11 protein-coding genes are annotated in these 16466 nt (G+C 68.7%); 4 read left to right on the top strand and 7 right to left on the bottom strand.

Annotated elements, in window-relative coordinates; genetic code table 11:
- Window positions 1-2 precede the first annotated feature (2 nt).
- The 4 genes from MANAM107_RS04855 to MANAM107_RS04870 form a co-directional block, all read right to left on the bottom strand.
- Entirely contained in the window at window positions 3-875 is an 873-nt protein-coding gene (locus MANAM107_RS04855) for a glycosyltransferase family 2 protein (RefSeq protein WP_223911838.1), read from the bottom strand.
- Window positions 876-1427: 552 nt separating this feature from the next.
- The gene (locus MANAM107_RS04860; protein WP_223911841.1) at window positions 1428-3314 is read right to left on the bottom strand and encodes a DUF885 domain-containing protein; all 1887 of its coding nucleotides are present in this window, start codon (window positions 3312-3314) and stop codon (window positions 1428-1430) included.
- A gap of 10 nt (window positions 3315-3324) precedes the next feature.
- Window positions 3325-4749, bottom strand: coding sequence for an amidohydrolase family protein (locus tag MANAM107_RS04865; protein WP_223911844.1), 1425 nt, complete (start codon window positions 4747-4749; stop codon window positions 3325-3327).
- 249 nt (window positions 4750-4998) lie between these two features.
- Window positions 4999-6420 (bottom strand): YppG family protein, encoded by a 1422-nt coding sequence (locus tag MANAM107_RS04870; RefSeq protein WP_223911847.1) that lies wholly within the window; start codon window positions 6418-6420, stop codon window positions 4999-5001.
- Window positions 6421-7173: 753 nt separating this feature from the next.
- Between MANAM107_RS04870 and MANAM107_RS04875 the strand changes: the two genes are divergently transcribed.
- Both MANAM107_RS04875 and uppS read left to right on the top strand, forming a co-directional pair.
- Complete coding sequence (locus tag MANAM107_RS04875) at window positions 7174-8130, top strand: HNH endonuclease (protein WP_223911850.1); 957 nt, start codon at window positions 7174-7176, stop codon at window positions 8128-8130.
- 758 nt (window positions 8131-8888) lie between these two features.
- Window positions 8889-9632: a polyprenyl diphosphate synthase gene (uppS, locus tag MANAM107_RS04880; protein WP_223911853.1), complete on the top strand. Its 744-nt coding sequence runs from the start codon at window positions 8889-8891 to the stop codon at window positions 9630-9632.
- A 17-nt stretch (window positions 9633-9649) separates the two neighbouring features.
- Here the strand turns inward: uppS and MANAM107_RS04885 are convergent, their stop codons facing one another.
- From MANAM107_RS04885 to MANAM107_RS04895, 3 genes are all read right to left on the bottom strand, one after another.
- Entirely contained in the window at window positions 9650-11359 is a 1710-nt protein-coding gene (locus MANAM107_RS04885; protein ID WP_223911856.1) for an ATP-binding protein, read from the bottom strand.
- A gap of 151 nt (window positions 11360-11510) precedes the next feature.
- Entirely contained in the window at window positions 11511-12941 is a 1431-nt protein-coding gene (locus MANAM107_RS04890; protein ID WP_223911859.1) for a family 4 glycosyl hydrolase, read from the bottom strand.
- Window positions 12938-13687: a DeoR/GlpR family DNA-binding transcription regulator gene (locus MANAM107_RS04895; protein ID WP_218929402.1), complete on the bottom strand. Its 750-nt coding sequence runs from the start codon at window positions 13685-13687 to the stop codon at window positions 12938-12940. The genes MANAM107_RS04890 and MANAM107_RS04895 overlap by 4 nt, the downstream gene beginning before the upstream one ends.
- A gap of 144 nt (window positions 13688-13831) precedes the next feature.
- On the opposite strand from MANAM107_RS04895, the gene MANAM107_RS04900 reads away from it, so the two are divergent.
- Together MANAM107_RS04900 and MANAM107_RS04905 are read left to right on the top strand one after the other, a co-directional pair.
- Entirely contained in the window at window positions 13832-14983 is a 1152-nt protein-coding gene (locus MANAM107_RS04900) for a carbohydrate kinase family protein (RefSeq protein WP_223911862.1), read from the top strand.
- Complete coding sequence (locus MANAM107_RS04905) at window positions 14980-16377, top strand: ABC transporter substrate-binding protein (protein ID WP_223911864.1); 1398 nt, start codon at window positions 14980-14982, stop codon at window positions 16375-16377. The genes MANAM107_RS04900 and MANAM107_RS04905 overlap by 4 nt, the downstream gene beginning before the upstream one ends.
- Window positions 16378-16466 lie beyond the last annotated feature (89 nt).

Consider the following 16466-nt stretch of genomic DNA (forward strand, 5'->3'; position numbering starts at 1 on the left):
GGCTAGTCGCCGGTGGAGGCGGTGGCCTCCTGGCGCTCCTGGGCGGGGGGCTGCGGGGCCTCAGCGGATCCTGTCGTCCCCGTGGCGGCCCAGGCCCGGTAGGCGTGGAAGGGGCTCTGCTCCTCGGCTGCCTTCTGGTAGCGGGAGGAGGCCACGTGCTGGCGGCGGAAGCGGCGGGCGGCGATGGCCCGCACGACGTCGCGGTACTGGGAGGCGCGGTGCATGATCCCGGCGCGGTCGTTGCCGGTGACCCGGTGGGTGATGTCGCAGGGGACCTCGATGACGGCCAGTCCGCGGACCAGCACGTCCAGGGTCAGGCCCACCTCGACCCCCCAACCCTCGGCCAGGGGCATCGCGGCCTCGTAGGCCTCGCGTGTGAGGCATCGCTGCCCGGACAGGGGGGCCACGGGCTCCCAGCCGGTGGCCCTGGCGATGGCCCGCCGGGCGGCCCGCACCACGCGGCCGCGCCCACCGGCGCCGGCCTGCTTGGGCGGGACGGCGATGGCCATGTCGGCCACGCCGTCGACCACGGGCGGGACGAGCTCGGCGCAGGCGGCGGCGGAGTCGCCCAGGTCGGCGTCGATGAACAGCAGGAGGCGCGCGGGGCCGTCGACGTAGTCGCGCATGCCCACCACGCTGGCCCCGGTCTCCATGGCGGAGGCCTTGCCCCGGGTCACGGAGTGGCGCACGGTGACCGCCCCGGCGGCGCGGGCGTGGTCCTGGGTGCCGTCAGTGGATCCGTCGTCGACGACGACGACGAGATCGACCCGCGGTATGGAGCGGCAGGCGCGGACGGTGGCCGCTATGCGCTTGGCCTCATCCTTGGCCGGGATGACGACGGCGACGCGCTGGTCGGGGCGCTTAGCTGAGCTCACGCCACCAGGGTAGCCAGAGCAGGCGGGCTGAGCGCTACAAAATCATCACGCTGGCAGCAGTCACCGATCTGCAACCTTGCACCTATCAGCCATTTCCCAGGCTAAGTCCGAACTTCTACCAGCCCGTCGTCACGCCAGAAGAAATCTTCTGACCAGACGAAACGGCGTCATCACAACCATATGACAGATCGGGACCTAAGTCCCCGGGGAAACGTACATCGGTTGCAGAATCGGATTCTGTCGGCGTGTCGTCTCATAGCAGTGAGTTGCTTCACACACAGGTGTTCTTTCTCGTGGCACCCTGGGATCAGGGACCCGTCAACGGCGCCGGGTTCCGCCGACCCGCTCAGGCACTGCGCGCCGGGCTCCCCGCCTCTCGACCGCCCCCGCCGCTGCTCCTGCCACGCGGCACCCGGGTGGGTCAGGGCCGATCAGGGCGCCCGCCCCGCGCAGCCCCGAGCGGGTCGGCGTCATTGCACGACCGCTGGTCGTCGCGCAGCGGCCCGCTCGGGAACGCCCCGGCCAGTGGCGGCCCGGCCGCCACCGCCGCGCTCACAGGCTGCGCTCGAGCAGATCCAGGCCCAGGGAGCCCAGGGCGATGCTGCGGTTGTGGAAGTCGCGCAGTTCCGCACGCCCCCAGGGGCGCCCCTCGGACAGGGCCCGCGCCTCGGCGGCGCGCCTGCCTGCCAGCCAGACCCGCTCCCCCAGGACGTAGGACAGGGCCTGAGCGGGCCAGCCCAGCTGCCGGGCGACCTCGAAGCGCAGGAAGCCCTCGGAGATCACGGTGTGGTGGCGCAGCAGGGCGGTCACGGTAGCGCGGTCCCAGGCCCCCGAGGCCCCGGGCAGCGCGGCGACGTGGGCGGGCACGGACAGGTGGGAGTGCACCCCCAGGTCGACCAGTGTGCGGGCCAGGCGCCAGCGGCGGGCCGCCAGCCACCCGAAGTGGTCGGCGGGGGCGCTCAGCAGCCCCATCTCACGCCCGAGGGACTCCCCGTACAGGGCCCAGCCCTCGTTGCAGCCCGGGACCCGCCCCAGGTGGCGCTGCCAGGGGCTCAGGCGGGAGTCGGCGGCGTGCCAGCCGGAGTGGGCGTGGTGGCCGGGGACGGTCTCGTGCAGGACGGTGGTGCGCTCGGCCCACGGCCACATCACCTCATCGCCCTGGGCCGGGGAGCGCAGCATCGTGCCGGGCCGGTGCCTGCCGCTGACCTCCCCGGGCTCCTCGTAGTGGACGCCGCCCCCGGGCTCGCCCAGGCGCACCACGGGGCGCCCCAGCACATCGGGCGGGTCCAGGATGGTGCCGACCACGGCGTCCCAGGCCTGATCGGCGGTCTGCTGGGCCCAGGCGATGTAGTCCTGGGGGCTCAGCCCCTGGGAGGGGTCGGAGCGCAGGTGGGCGTCCAGGTCGGCGGCCACCGCCCCGGGGCTCAGGAGGTCGGCCGCCACGGCGTCCTGCTCGGCGATGACCTCCTCCAGCTCCTGTTCGGCCCAGGCGTAGGTCTCCTCGGGGTCGACCTGGGTGCCCAGCAGTCGCCGCATCCACAGGGCGTGGCGCTGGGGGCCCACGCCCTCGGCCCTCGGGGCGCGGGGGCCGAGGTTGGCGCGCAGGTGGTCGGCGAAGTCGGTGATGGCCCTCCGGGCGAGGGCCTCGGCGTCCTGGATCCCCACGCGCAGCGTGGCCGGCAGGTCCTCGGGCGGGTGCCACCAGGTGCCCTCAGCGAGGTCGCGGGCCTGCCCGACCACGACGTCGACCTGGCTGAGCGGGGCGATGGCGCCCTGGGCGGCGGAGGCATCGAGGGAGGCACTCAGGCCCTCCAGGGTGGAGGGCAGGGCCTCGAGGCGGATGCGGTGCAGGTTCCAGGCGTCCTCCCACTTGGCCTCGGCCTCGGCCAGGTCGGCCTCCTCGGCGCCGCCGGGCTCGGGGGCGAGCCTGGGGGAGGTCAGCTCCTCGCGGATCCGCTGGAATGGCGAGGCCAGGGAGCCCAGGCTGCCGCCCTCCTCGCCGGAGTCGATGAGGTCGATGGAGGAGGCGAGCCGGTCCAGCAGCTGGTCGCGCAGGAGCCGATCGGAGGGGTCGAGGCCCTCGGTGACCGCCTCGACCCGCCCGCGCAGGCTGCGCTCGGAGGCCAAACGGGAGGCCAGGGCCTCGGGGGAGAAGTCGGGGAGGATGGCGTGGCCGGGCATGCCGGTGGCGGCGGCGGCCCGGGGGTCGTGCGCGGACAGGAGCCGGGCGTACTCATCAGCCAGATCGCGCAGGGTCTTGGCGGGCGGCCCTGATGCGGGGGGCGCCCCGGGTGGGGGGACGCCGGAGGCAGCAGGAGAGGGGGTGAGCAGTGGGCCGCCCCGGGCGGGCCGGGCCGGCGTGGGTGGGGCCGCCTCCCGGCCGGGGCGGGCGCCGTGGGTGCTGCGCGACGACGGCTCGGGCGACTCGTGACTGGGCATCGTGCTCTCCTCACACATCCGGGTGGGTGGCGGCGCGCTCGACGCCGGCTCGGTGGGCGGCCAGGATCCCGGCGGGTCCGGGGTCCAGGGCGTGGTCGGGGTCCTGGCCCGGGGCGGGCCATCGGCGCCGCTGCAGGCCGGGGACGGCGTCGGGGATGAACTCCCGGCCGCGCGTGGCCACCAGGCGCAGGTCGCGCAGGGCGGCCAGGTCCGTGCGCGGGTCGCCGGCCACGGCGATGAGGTCGGCGTCGTAGCCCGGGGCCAGGACCCCCGTGACCCCGGCCAGGCCGATGGCGGCGGCGGCCCGGGAGGTCGCGGCCAGGATCACCTCGTGGCGGGGCAGGCCCATGGCCTCCAGGGCCTCCAGGCCGCCGACGTAGGCGCGGTTGGCGACCTGGGGGATGCCGGCGTCGTGCCCGGCGACGATGCGCACGCCGCGCTCCCACAGGGCGCGCACGGGTGGGGCGAAGGAGTCGTCGCGGGCCACCATGGCGGGGATGTCGGCGGTGATCGTGCAGTCCACGTAGATGCCGGCCTGGGCGATGCGGTCGGCCAGGGCGGCGTCGAGCTCGGTGCGGCCCCGGGCGGAGACGAAGGAGGCGTGGGCGAGGTAGTCCACGCCCGCGGCCACCGCCCGCTCGATGCCCTGGGTGCCGTGGGCGTGGGCGGCGCACAGGTGGCCCAGGCGGTGGGCCTCGGTGGCGATGAGGGCGATCTCCTCGGTGGTGAACTGGGCGTTCCAGGGCACGGAGGCGTCGGTGGTGAAGCCGCCTGTGGCCATGACCTTGATGGTGTCGACCCCGCGCTTGTGGTGCTCGCGCACGCTGCGCCGGATGCTGTCGGGGCCGTCGACCTCGCTTCCGGCGTGCCAGGAGTGCCCGCCGGTGGTGGTGATCTGGGGGCCGCTGGCGCGCACGCGGGGGCCGCGCAGCTCCCCTTGGGCGATGGCGTCGCGCAGGGCGACGTCCACGTAGTGGCGGGCGCCCAGGCTCTGGACGGAGGTGACGCCGACGCTGAGCAGCTCACGGGCGCTGCGGGCAGCGTTGAGGCTGAGGCGGGCGATCTCCTGGGGCCCGTAGTCGGGGTACTCCACATCCGTGCCGGAGGTGGCCAGGTGGGCGTGGGTCTCGATGAGGCCGGGCATGAGGGTGCTGCCGGGCAGATCGACCCTGGTGGGGGGCGCGCCGGCGGGCGCGGCGGCCTCGAGCTCGGGCACGGGGCCGACGGCGGCGATGGTGGCGTCCAGGAGCAGGATGCCGACGCCGTGGAGGGGGTCGGTGAGGGCCTCGAGTCCCGCCTCGCCGCCCCTGGGGTCCCGGCGGCCGGTGAGCACGCGGTCGGCCGTGACAATGGCGGTCCCGGTTCCGGACAGGCGCTCCCTGCCCGGGGTGGGCGGGGTGATCCAGGAGGTGCTCGGGTCCGGGGACGGGTTCATGGTGGCCTTCCGAGCCTCACCAGCGGCGCTGCTCTGGGGGTCGAGGGGGCTGGTGGACTGGGGCTGAGGCCCTGATCACCCCAGCCTGCCAGGCTCGCGACGCAGGGTCCAGGCCTTTCCCGAAAGTCCCCGAAGTTCTCAGCCTGCGAGCAGGCGGTCGGGGCGCCTCGTCTCAGCCAGGGGTGGGCGGGGTCGGGCAGGGCCTGGTGCCCCGCTCCCACCCGCGAAGGGTTGATGGCGGTCCACCGGTCAGGATCCTGTGGCCCGATAGGCGGTGATCGTGCCGTTATCGGAGTGGACGAGGAGGCGGTCGTCTCCCCAGTGGAGGTAGCTCCCGTAATCGCCCAGGGGGATGGGCTCGGAGGCACGGCCCGTCGTCATCTCCACCAGGTGCAGGTCCTTCTTCCCGATCTCACCGGAGTGGAAGGTGGCGATATCACCACCGTCGCCCGAGTGGTAGACGGCCTGGATGGGGGAGGTCGCGCCGCAGGATCCGCGCTCGTCATCAGTGATGGAGTTGTCGGGACCGAGCGTGACCTCCTTGTCCTGGACCAGGATGGTCTGGCAATCGGGGTCCTGCGTATCCACGGAGTAGGTGGCGGGAGCCCATGAGGTGTCACCGTCCTGGAACCATTTCTTGCTCTCTGCGACGGTGAAGGGCTCGGGCGACCAGGGGAAGGTGGTGACATCTGGGAGCGAGGAGGAGAAGGTCTCCTGAGGAGCGCCGTTGGGCTCATAGATGCCGACGGTGGACGCGGCGCCGCGGGAGCCCGTCCCATAGATGAGCCACCCGTCGGCGAGCGGGTAGGGCGACATGCTCGTCCCCTCAGTATCGAGCGGGTGGGAGTCCCCGCTGCCCAGATCAATAGTGAAGTGCTCGGTGTCCTTTACCCGGCTATCGGTGGTTGAGGCCAGGATGTAGTTGCCCACCTTCGTGCCGATATGGGCCCTCACGGGCGCGTTGGCTTGGATGGTGGTCTCCCACTTCTTGTCCGTGGGGGAGGCCCACAGGGTGCAGGTGGTCTCCTGACAGGCGATCGCACCGTCCTGGCTGGCAGTGACCTCCGCTGTAGCGTCCCAGGGCGCGTCGGTGCGCTCGGCGGTCTCGACGTCGATGAGGGAGTCCCCGACGATGAGCCAGTTGCCCCACTCGGGCAACCAGGGCAATGAGACGTCGAACTCCTCCTCCCAGATGAGCTCGGGCGTATCGCGCTCCAGGCTGTAGACCGAGATGGTGGAGGCGTCCGGACCGCTGTTGGTGCGCACGAGCCGACCGCCGACCATGTCGACGGAGATGTCGCCGCCGAGGCCGGAGGGGGGATCCAGGGTCCAGGTCTGCTCGAATCCGTCCAGCCATGCGGCTGACCAGTCGGCGCCGGAGTCTCCCGCGCCCCCTGCGTGACGGGCGCGCAGGACGAAGAAGGTGGTTGCACCGCCGACCGCTAGAACGAGGGCGAGGACGAGAGTGACGATCAGGGCGGTCCGCTTCCTCCTGGGCTGCTGAGGCGCGACGGGCCATCCCGCGGGTTGGGGGTACTGCGCGCCGTGCGGGTACTGGGCATTCGAGGGATGCTGGTGCTGGGCCTGGTACTGGGCGGGGTAGCCCTGATGCGGGGCCTGTTGCTGCCAGTTGCCGGATGGAGCCTGGTGGGGGTGGTTGGGAACGCTCATACGCCGAGCATGGCACATGGGGGTGACGCATAGGCTGGGAGCAGGCCCGGGTGGGCAGGTGCGGTAGCGGCCAGAGGCCCTCCTGCCGGACGCCGAGCGGCGGCATGCGCACCCGTCTCGGATTTACAGGGGTCGCCCGCAGCTCGCCGGGCCCGTCGGCGCCCTGAACGCCCACCCCTTCTCGAGTACGGACAATCGCCGCGCCACCCCACCGCCCTCACGCGCTCATACATGGCGATCCCCGAAGTAGGGTGCCATGCGATTGGACGTCACTTCGCGACAACGGCGTCACTTGGCGACTTGGACGACACCTACAAGGGCCGTCCAAGTCGCCAAGTGACGCCCTTTCCGCTAAACGATGCCCAACGTGACTCCCGGGACCATCTCGAGCCTCTGGCCCTCCCGAAGGGCACGCACCCCCTGGCTCCCCGCCCCGGCACAGCCAACCGCTCGGCACGTCGGGCAGACGACCTGATAACCCAGCGTGCCGAGCAGGCATCCAGGGGTGGAGCATACGAGCCTGCGGATACGAGAGAGCTTCAGCCACATGGCAGAGCGATGCACTCTTCGTTCCATAACGACCCCCCCAGCCCCGACTGACAAGATCGAACATCAGGCGAACCAGTGATATCGTGACCCAATGCGGAGACGTGAGGCACACCAAGGCTTACAGGTAAGATGATCCCACAACCCCATAACGACCTTCAAATACCCTCGGCGAACATGCAGAACATATAGAGGAGTACAGCCCCCATGTCACCTCAACTATTGTACACAGCAGAAGAAGAACTCGACGCGCACTTGGCTGCCATGCAGTGGTTCGAGTCGCGGCGCATCGCCGGGCATGAACTCTTCACACACCAAGATCTTATGGAAGGAATGATGTGGCACGGACACCACCTTCCGCTCACCCACCAAACCCAAGGAATCTGGAAGCCTAAAGGATTCGAATCGGCACTCACCTTTAAGACGGTAGCACGATTACCCAACAAGGAGGCGCCATACGAAGATCGCATCGATGCTGATGGATTGCTCCGCTATAAGTTCGCCGATTCACCCAGTAAGAACTGGACGAATGAGGCCATGATCAATGCGGCCCAGCAGAATTACCCACTCGCATGGCTGATAGGAGTAAGGCCTGGCAACATTCTATACTACTACGCCCGCTTTCCCGTCTACATCGAGCGGGTCGATCATCGACGTCGAGAGTTCATCATCAGTATTCACGAGACGGTTCTGGAGCACACAGGAATCAGTAACCAAGAGCCACCCATGATCGAACGCAAGTACGTATCCCGTTGGACAAGAGCCCGCGTTCACCAACACGATTTTCGCGAGCACGTCATTAGCGCTTACGAGATCTCTTGCGCCATCTGCGACCTTCCGCATGCACAGTTGCTAGAAGCAGCGCATATCATTCCAGACTCAAAGGATTCCGGCATCCCCGAGGTCAGCAACGGCCTCGCACTATGCCGAACTCACCACACAGCTTACGATCGCAATCTCATCGGGATAGACCCGGACCACCGCATTCACGTAGCAGAGCGGGCTCAAAAACTAGAGAAGGATACTCGCCGCATCAGCCTCACTCCATTCAACAGGAGAGCATTAAGTCATGTTCCAAAAAACAAAAAACTGCATCCAGACCAGGGGCGGCTTCATTCCAGGTTCATCAACTTCCTAGAGATAGAGCGAACAGTAAGTAACTGAAAACCGGGGCCACGACCCCATCTGAACACCAGAGAATACCCCGAGCTTAACTCACAGAAAATTTCCTCCGATACCGAGATCAGAACGCCCTCGACAAACATCGCAGCACCATCGACAGTTCCATAGTTCAGCCAACATCGGCTGCCAGATCCGGTTCGGCACCCCTCGTTCCGTCGTGCAGGGCCCCCTCCGTGCAAGCAAGCCTTAAAACTGATCGTGCTTGCATCACAGGAATCGAAGGAACCTTACCTTAATATTATCGGCCGATTCTATGATCGCGGCCACCAGAACGTCGATACGCCCCTTCAGATTGCTCTTTACCCTTCCACTATCTCGGATTCCCGGCCGCGCCCTCACTCACGCCCAAGTGCGACACTCTTGACCCACGCCACAGGACCGCCCCGACAGCGCCCGACAGCCAAGGGGTACGCCCGAAAGTAGGACTCAAGTCCCCCTTGTGTGGTATCATCTCGCACCCACTCCGGCTGCCGACCAAGCAGGAACAGCCCCTCACCGCTGGCCGGGCGCCGGAGCCTCAGGAGTCACTCACGAGCAACCCAGCATGCTATAGTTCCGGTAACGGCCTGCCCCTTGACCGAATCGGCTCAGGAGACCCGATTCCCTCATGAGCAGGCCACCACATTGCATGACACACAGTTCTCACTAAACACCCTGAGCGCCGTCACGTATCAACCCGGCAGCCCTCATATAGATCACATATCGAGCAGTGTTTGTGTGAACAACGCAGAGGAGCAAGTATGAGCGATGTGACGAGCGCCGCGGACTATGATCTGATCACACAGAGCGTCGCTAATGGACGATTAAAGCACTTCGCCCTCACAGCCGATGGGAACGGGCGGTGGGCGACAACACAGGGCCTCAAGCGGTCCGTGGGCCACGAGGAAGGCATCCGCTCGTTCGTCGCCTGCCTCAATGTCCTGCGGGAACTGGGAGTCAAGTACTTCTCCATCCACGCCTTCTCCCCCGAGAACTGGGGACGCAACAACGCGGAGATCCAGTACATCATCGACCTCGTCCAGCGGGCACTGACCCACCTGGAGCCCTCCTTCATGCGCGATCACGTGCGGTTCACCTGGGCGGGAACCACGAACAACCTCCCCGAATCAGTCGTCGACTTCTTCCACGGGCTGGAGGAGAGGACCGCCGGCAACACCGGCCTGACCCTCCAGTTCTGCTTCAACTACGGCGGTCGGCAGGAGGTCTACGAGTGCCGCTCCCAGTTCGAGGACGACAGCATCGACTGGAACAGCCCCACCAGTAGATTCGGCTACCACCCCGACATCCCCCCTGTGGACTTCTACGTGCGCACCGGCGGAGAGCTCCGCATCTCCAACTTCCTCATCTGGCAGCTCGCGCACGCCGAGCTGTACTTCACCGAGGTCCCCTGGCCCGCGTTCCGCGAAGCCGAGCTCCTGGAATCACTGACCGAATTCTGCACCCGGGACAGGAGCTTCGGCCGAGTGCCCGCCTCTAGGCAGTAGAGGCCAGCCGCGCGGCGCTACCCCGCCACGAGGTACGCGCGGTTCCGGCTCGTCGGCGGCGCCGTGGCAACCACCAGACCATCAGCGATCAGGCCGCGGAGCAACGGTCTCAACGTGCCCGGCGTCTTGCCGGTAGCCGCGGCGATGTCACGGATCGTCCTCGGGGTCTCAGCATCAAGCAATGACAGGATCTCCCATCGAGCTCCCGTCTCCTCCGCTGTCTCATGTCCTGTCATCAAAACATATGGACCATCGCCAGCGCCGATGAGCAGGCCCTCTGCCACCAAGGCGCCCAAAACCTCCCGAGCGTCATCAGAGTCAATCCCAAGATTATCGCGAAGACCCGCAACAGACACCCGGCCATCACGACGCGCCAAGGCCAATGCAGCGCGCTCACTATCAGTTCCGCCGCCTCCGGGAAGGGAATCCAGCCAACTCAGGGCCTGCTCGTCAAGCAAGCCAGATCGTCTCAGCCGCACCACCACGTGGCCGAGATCAGATTCAGAATAATCCGGGCTCGGAAGCCCCCGCTCGCGCATGGATGAAATCATTCGAGGAACTCCTGAGCCCTGATTCTCGCACAGCACCCCATCCCCATCAGTTCGTGGCACCAGGGTCAGCAGCCGCGCCAATCCCGGATTGCGTGAATCCGAGCGCCCTTCCGCAACATTCTCCGCGCTCCGAGTTCCATAGAAGCCACCGGGACTACTCACCTCCACGCGATCGGGGAAAACATCCACCGCCACCTGGCCGCCCCGCGCCAGTTCTCCGTAATCACGATGCGTCACCGCGTTCGTGATCGCCTCCCTCAGGACCTCCTCAGGTACCTCCAGCTCATCAACACCAGCGACCCCCTCAACCCTCCTCTGCCGCCTGAGATTGCGGGACACCGCCTTCACAGCATCCTCGATCGCTATCGGCAGCGGACCATCGCATGTCTGCCGATCAATAAAACGAAGCTCTCCATGCGCCGATTTCTCTGTAGACGGGTGAACCGCAACATCAATTGTCAACTGCGGCAGGCGCTGCTGAGGATAGGTGGCGAGCGCCAGGTACCCTGCCAGCGTTGGAGTACTCTCGGAACCCAGCACGCCGATACGAGTCAAGGCGCCACTGAGATCATCCGCAGCCAGACCGTCGAGGGCATGGGAACCCCTGGCCCGGATGCTGCCCAGCATCCGCTGGACGGCGTCCGAGGACAACTCCTCCAGAGCGGCCCCCGGAACCTCCATCCGATCGGTGCCCAGGACCTGATAGGAGGTCTGGAGCATGTAGATCTCGTAGGCAGTCAGATGTCGATCCTGGTCATCAACCCGCTTATAACTGCCGCCCATCACCCCCTTAGCCTTCACATAGCACGGAAGGGGGGTATCAGCCCTACCTCGGAGGGAATCGACTTCCACCACAACCACCGGTGCATCATCGACCATCGTCCGCCACACTCGGTACGCCCCATCCGGCACGGGAACAATCTTCGGATCCTGCTGAAGCCCAGCCACCAGGGCGTTGACGATCCTACCTGCATCGAACCCCTCCACTGGGGCGAACGCCCGCTTCTCATCGAGACCGAGAATGACGATACCGCCATCAGTGTTCGCGAAGGCCGAGACGCTCTCCCACACGCTCTTCGGAAGCCCCCCTGCAGCAGCCTTCACCTCCGTCCCAGCGTCATCGCTCCCCAACTGCCGCAAGCGTGCGACGCGCTCAGCCAACTCCTCGTCAGTCACCCGCTCAGTGTAGTTCACTGAGGCCGTCACTGTATACACTGAGGCCGTCACTGTATACACTGAGACCATCAGTGGACTACAGTGAGCATCCGGCGCCGACGCTCAGCAAAGCGGGCCCCCGCCATGGCACAAGCCCGCAGGATCCCGTGCCTCAGTGGCCCAGGATCCGCGCTACCTGCGGGTGCTCCTGCATGTACCCCTCCAGAATGCGACGCGCCACCGGCACCGAGTCCACCAGCGGATGGGAGGCCAAGGCCCGCCACGCCAGGGCAGCATCCCCGTGGAGCGCCGCGTCGATGATGAGCTCCTCGCAGCCCTTGACCGTGGCCACCAGCCCCAGCTCGGCGCCGCCCAGTGGGGCCACGCGCTGGGGATGCACCCCCTCGCCGTCGACCACGCAGGGCACCTCCACCACCGCGTCCTCACGCAGCTGGGGCACCAGCAGCCCACCGCCGTCGGCGCCATGGGCGTCATCATTGGCCACATCCAGGATCATGCGGGCCGGGGCGCCCGTGGCCACCGCCGTCATGAGGTCCAGGGCCACCTGCTGATAGCCGCCACCCGCCAGATCCTCCTCGCGCCGGCCCGCGCGCTGGGAGTGCTCGCGGGTCTCCGCCATGTACGTGGCCTCCCGCTCACCGAGCACGCGCGACCACAGCTCACCGGCGCGCCCCGGCTCACGAGCGGCCGCCTCATAGAAATCGCCCTGCTGGCGGGCCAGGAACTCCCCCCGCGTGCACTCCTCCTGCAGGATGCGCTGCACCGCCTCGCGATTGAGGTAGTAGTAGAAGAGGTACTCGTTGGGCAGCATGCCCAGCGTTCGCACCCAGTCCACCCCCAGGGTGCGGGCCTCCTCCAGATGATCCAGCAGGGCGTCATCGCCCAGCAGCTCGGGCAGGCGATCGCTCCCCGCCACCTCCAGGGAGCGCAGCCACCCCAGGTGGTTGAGGCCCACATAGTCGAAGCCCACCGGCCCACCGGCCCCGCCGGCCACCCCGTCCCCGACCCGGGCCGCATCACGGGGATCGAGCCCCAGTGCCGCCGCCGCGCGCCGCACCAGCCCGATGGGGGTGTCGCAGATCCCCACCACCCTGGGTCCCAGCACCGTGCGCATCGCCTGAGTGATGACACCCGCCGGGTTGGTGAAGTTGATGACCCAGGCCTGCGGGGCCAGATCACGCACCGCACGGGCCAGCTCCATGGCCACCGGGATCGTGCGCAGCGCATAGGCGTAGCCACCCGCCCCCACCGTCTCCTGGCCCAGCACGCCCTGGGCCAGGGCCACGCGCTCATCAACCACCCTCCCGGATGCTCCCCCCACCCTCATGGCGGAGAAGACGAAGTCCGCGCCACGCACCGCCTCGCGCAGATCCGTCGTCGCGCTCACCCGCGGCGCACCCGGGTAGTCCAGGTCGGTGATGACCGAGCCCATGACATCCAGGCGCCGCCGCGAGCAGTCGTAGAGCCGGACCTCATCGACCACGAGCCCCGGGTAGGGGCCGGTGCCCGAGCGGGCCGCCGCGAGCACATCAATGATCTGGGGGACGCGGAAGCCGCCTCCCCCTGCGATAACCAGCCTCACGCGAAGAGGACCTCCGTAGCAGTGCCCTCCAGGGCGGGCAGGGGATCAGCCGTGGGGTCGGCCGTGGTGATGAGCATGTGCACGTCACTGAGCGCGCACACGGGCAGGAGCCCGGAGCCCGGGAACTTATCCGCCGTCGCCACCAGGCAGGTGCGCTGGGAGGAGGCGGCGATGGCATGCTTGACCGGGACCTCGGCCCCGGTGGAGTCCAGCACCGTGCCGTCGGGGCGCACCCCGGAGGTGCCGATGAAGGCGATATCCGCGCTCAGCTGGGCGATCGCCTGCTGCGTCAGCGCCCCCACCAGCGACAGGTAGGAGGGGCGCAGCAGCCCGCCCAGGACGATGAGCTCGACCGCGGTATCCGCGCGCAGCTCGTCAACCACCGCCAGGGAGGCGGTCACCACCGTCACCTCCCGGCCGCGCAGGTGCCGGGCCACAGCGGCGCAGGTGGTGCCGATATCCAGCAGGACGACGTCGCGCTCCCGCACCACGGCGGCCGCCCGGGCGCCCACACGGTCCTTCTCCTCGGCCCGGTGGGCGGCCACGCGCTCGAAGGGCGTCTCATCGGCCTCGACCGCGCCCCCACCGCGCACCCGCTGCAACCGGCCCTGACGGTCCAGATGGTTGAGATCACGGCGGATCGTCGAGGGGGAGACCTCCAGGCGCGCAGCCAGATCACTCACCGAGGCGCCCCCGTGCTCACGCACCAGGTCGAGGATCGCGGAGTGCCGCTGGGGAACCAACATGCTCGAAGAGTACCGCAATCTGCGCACAAGTGATCAGATGTGCGCATTTACCCTGAGATCGCCGCTACAGTGGCGTACACTTTTTCCCGTTGCACACAGGCTTCCCCCTCCGGGACCAGCACCTCGCCGACCAAGGAGACCACCGTGGCGAACACCAGTCATTCCAACGATGGAGAGCCTCCAGCCCCCATATCCCCCACTACCATCACCACCATCACCACCCCGCACCCCACCCGTGAGTTTCCCGTCTGCGTCCTGGGCCCCGTGTTCCTCGACGTCATCATGACCGGCCTGACCCAGCCCCCCGCACCCGGGGAGGAGCACTGGGTCCCCGGCTGCGAGATCATGCCCGGCGGCAACGCCAACCAGGCCGTCGCCCTGGCCCGCCTCGGCCTGCCCGTGGCCCTGTGCTGCTACCTGGGCCGGGACCGCGCAGGCTCCTTCGTGCGCACCATGCTCACCGAGGAGGGCATCGACCTGGCCTGGGCCCAGGACGCCGAGCGCCAGTCGGTCACCGTCTCCCTGGCCTACGACGGGGACCGGGCCATGATCACCCGCGGCTCCGAGGACGCCCCGCCCCTGAGCAGCGCCCCACTGGCCCCCGCGGTCCTCATCGCCAACCTCAGGACCATGGAGCGCAACCGCACCACCATCACCGCCTGGCGCCGCTCGCACACGCCCGCCACCGTCATCGGCCAGGTCGGCTGGGACCCCACCGGGCGCTGGGACCCCGACGACCTCTCCCCCCTGTCCCTGGCCGACGTCTTCGTGCCCAACGACGCCGAGGCCACCCACTACACCCGCACCACCACCGCATCCCAGGCCGCCAGGGCACTGGCCGAGCGCGTGCCACTGGCCGTGGTCACCTGCGGGGAGCGGGGCCTGGTCGCCTGCGACGGCGAGCACGAGATCATCCTGCCCGCCGCGCCGGTGCAGGCCGTGGACACCACCGGCGCCGGGGACTCCCTGACCGCCGGGCTCACCTGGGCCCTGGCCCACGGGCTGCCGCTGCGCGCCGCGCTGTCGGCCGCGTGCCTGACGGCCTCCTTCACCGTGGGCCGCCCCGGGGGCTCGACCAACGCCCCCACCGCGGCCCAGGTCGCCGCGCACGCCCGCAGCCTCGACCTGGACCCCGCTTACGACCTCAGCTTCCTGGACCTTCTCGACGACCTCGCCCAGGGCAGCACGGGACGGCCCGAGGGCGCCCCGACCTGCCACACCTCCGCCACCCCCCTGCCGCAGAGCACCACGTTGTGCCCGGACCAGTCACCAACCCATGAAGGAGCCCCACAATGACCTCTCCCGCCCCGCTACCCCTGACCTCCCTGCCCCGGACGAGCCGGCGCGGCCTGCTCCTGGGGACCGGCGCCCTGGCCGCCGCCGGCGCGCTGGCGGCCTGCGCCCCCAAGGGCTCCAGCACCTCCACCACCAGCAGCACGCCGGTCGCGGTCTCCACCGACATCGCCTCACTGCCCAAGCAGACCCTCACCGTGTGGGACCAGGAGACCCGCGGCGGGCAGAACGCCCAGATGGAGCAGCTCAACGCCGCTTTCATGGAGAAATACCCCAACATCACCATCTCCCGGAACTCCCAGTCCTTCGAGGACCTGCAGAGCACCCTGCGACTGGCCCTCAGCGGCCAGGACGCCCCCGACGTCGTCCAGGCCAACAACGGCCGCGCCACCCTGGGGCAGTTCGTCTCCGCCGGGCAGGTCATCTCCCTGGACCCGTGGATCCCCACCTACGGCTGGGACTCCGCCTACTCGCCGTCGATCCTGTCCTACTCCTCCTACTCCGCCGACGCCACGACCTTCGGCGAGGGCAGCCTGTGGGGCCTGCCGCAGGTCGGCGAGAGCGTGGGCATCTACTACTCCCCCTCGCGCCTGAGCGAGCTGGGCCTGAGCGCGCCCGCGACCTGGGAGGACCTCACCGCCCAGCTGCCCACCATCAAGGAGGCCGGCAAGGTCCCGCTCATGCTCGGCAACGTCGAGAAGTGGCCGGCCCTGCACGTCTTCGGCCCCGTCCAGGGCGCGCACGTGGACCCCGAGACCATCCGGGCCCTGGGCTTCGGCAACGCCGGCGCCTCCTGGGACACCCCCGAGAACCTCGCGGCCGCCACCGAGATCCAGGAGTGGGCCACCAAGGGCTACTTCAACGAGGGCTTCAACGGCGCCGACTACGACGCCACCTGGCAGAGCTTCTCCCAGGGCGAGGGCATCTACCTCATCGCCGGCTCCTGGCTCGCCGCCGACCTCCACAGCGCCATGGGCCAGGACGTCGCCTTCATCCTGCCGCCCAAGGCCAAGGGCATGAGCAAGACGGCCTCCACCGGGGGCACCGGCCTGCCCTTCGCCATCACCTCCGCGGCCAAGGACCCCAATGTGGCCGCCGCCTACATCGCCTTCATCACCAGCACTGAGGCCATGAAGGTCCTGGCCGACAACGGCAACGTCCCGGTCAACGACACCGCGACCTACGCCACCGGGGAGGCCGGCGTCACCAACGACGTCATGAAGGCCTTCGCCGCCCTGAGCACGGAGGGGGAGGTCCTGCCCTACCTCGACTACGCCACCCCCACCTTCGACCAGGTCATCGGCGACGCCCTCCAGGGCCTCCTGGACAACCGGACCACACCGCAGGAGTTCCTCAACACCCTCCAGGCCGCCTACACCGAGTTCACCGGCAAGTGACGGCCGCGGGGCCCGGGCGCGCGCCGCCGTCGGGCCCCGCGCAGCAGCAGCGCCCGCGGTGGTGACCGGCAGACCCCACCGGCCACCAC

Source organism: Actinomyces capricornis, from assembly GCF_019974135.1.
GTDB classification, from domain to species: domain Bacteria; phylum Actinomycetota; class Actinomycetes; order Actinomycetales; family Actinomycetaceae; genus Actinomyces; species Actinomyces capricornis.

Excerpts from the sequence above, each read along its gene's own strand:
- MANAM107_RS04895 (WP_218929402.1), bottom strand. The coding sequence starts at position 13,687 with ATGTTGGTTCCCCAGCGGCACTCCGCGATCCTCGACCTGGTGCGTGAG.
- MANAM107_RS04865 (WP_223911844.1), bottom strand. The coding sequence starts at position 4,749 with ATGAACCCGTCCCCGGACCCGAGCACCTCCTGGATCACCCCGCCCACC.
- MANAM107_RS04905 (WP_223911864.1), top strand. The coding sequence starts at position 14,980 with ATGACCTCTCCCGCCCCGCTACCCCTGACCTCCCTGCCCCGGACGAGC.
- MANAM107_RS04860 (WP_223911841.1), bottom strand. The coding sequence starts at position 3,314 with ATGCCCAGTCACGAGTCGCCCGAGCCGTCGTCGCGCAGCACCCACGGC.
- uppS (WP_223911853.1), top strand. The coding sequence starts at position 8,889 with ATGAGCGATGTGACGAGCGCCGCGGACTATGATCTGATCACACAGAGC.
- MANAM107_RS04870 (WP_223911847.1), bottom strand. The coding sequence starts at position 6,420 with ATGAGCGTTCCCAACCACCCCCACCAGGCTCCATCCGGCAACTGGCAG.
- MANAM107_RS04875 (WP_223911850.1), top strand. The coding sequence starts at position 7,174 with ATGTCACCTCAACTATTGTACACAGCAGAAGAAGAACTCGACGCGCAC.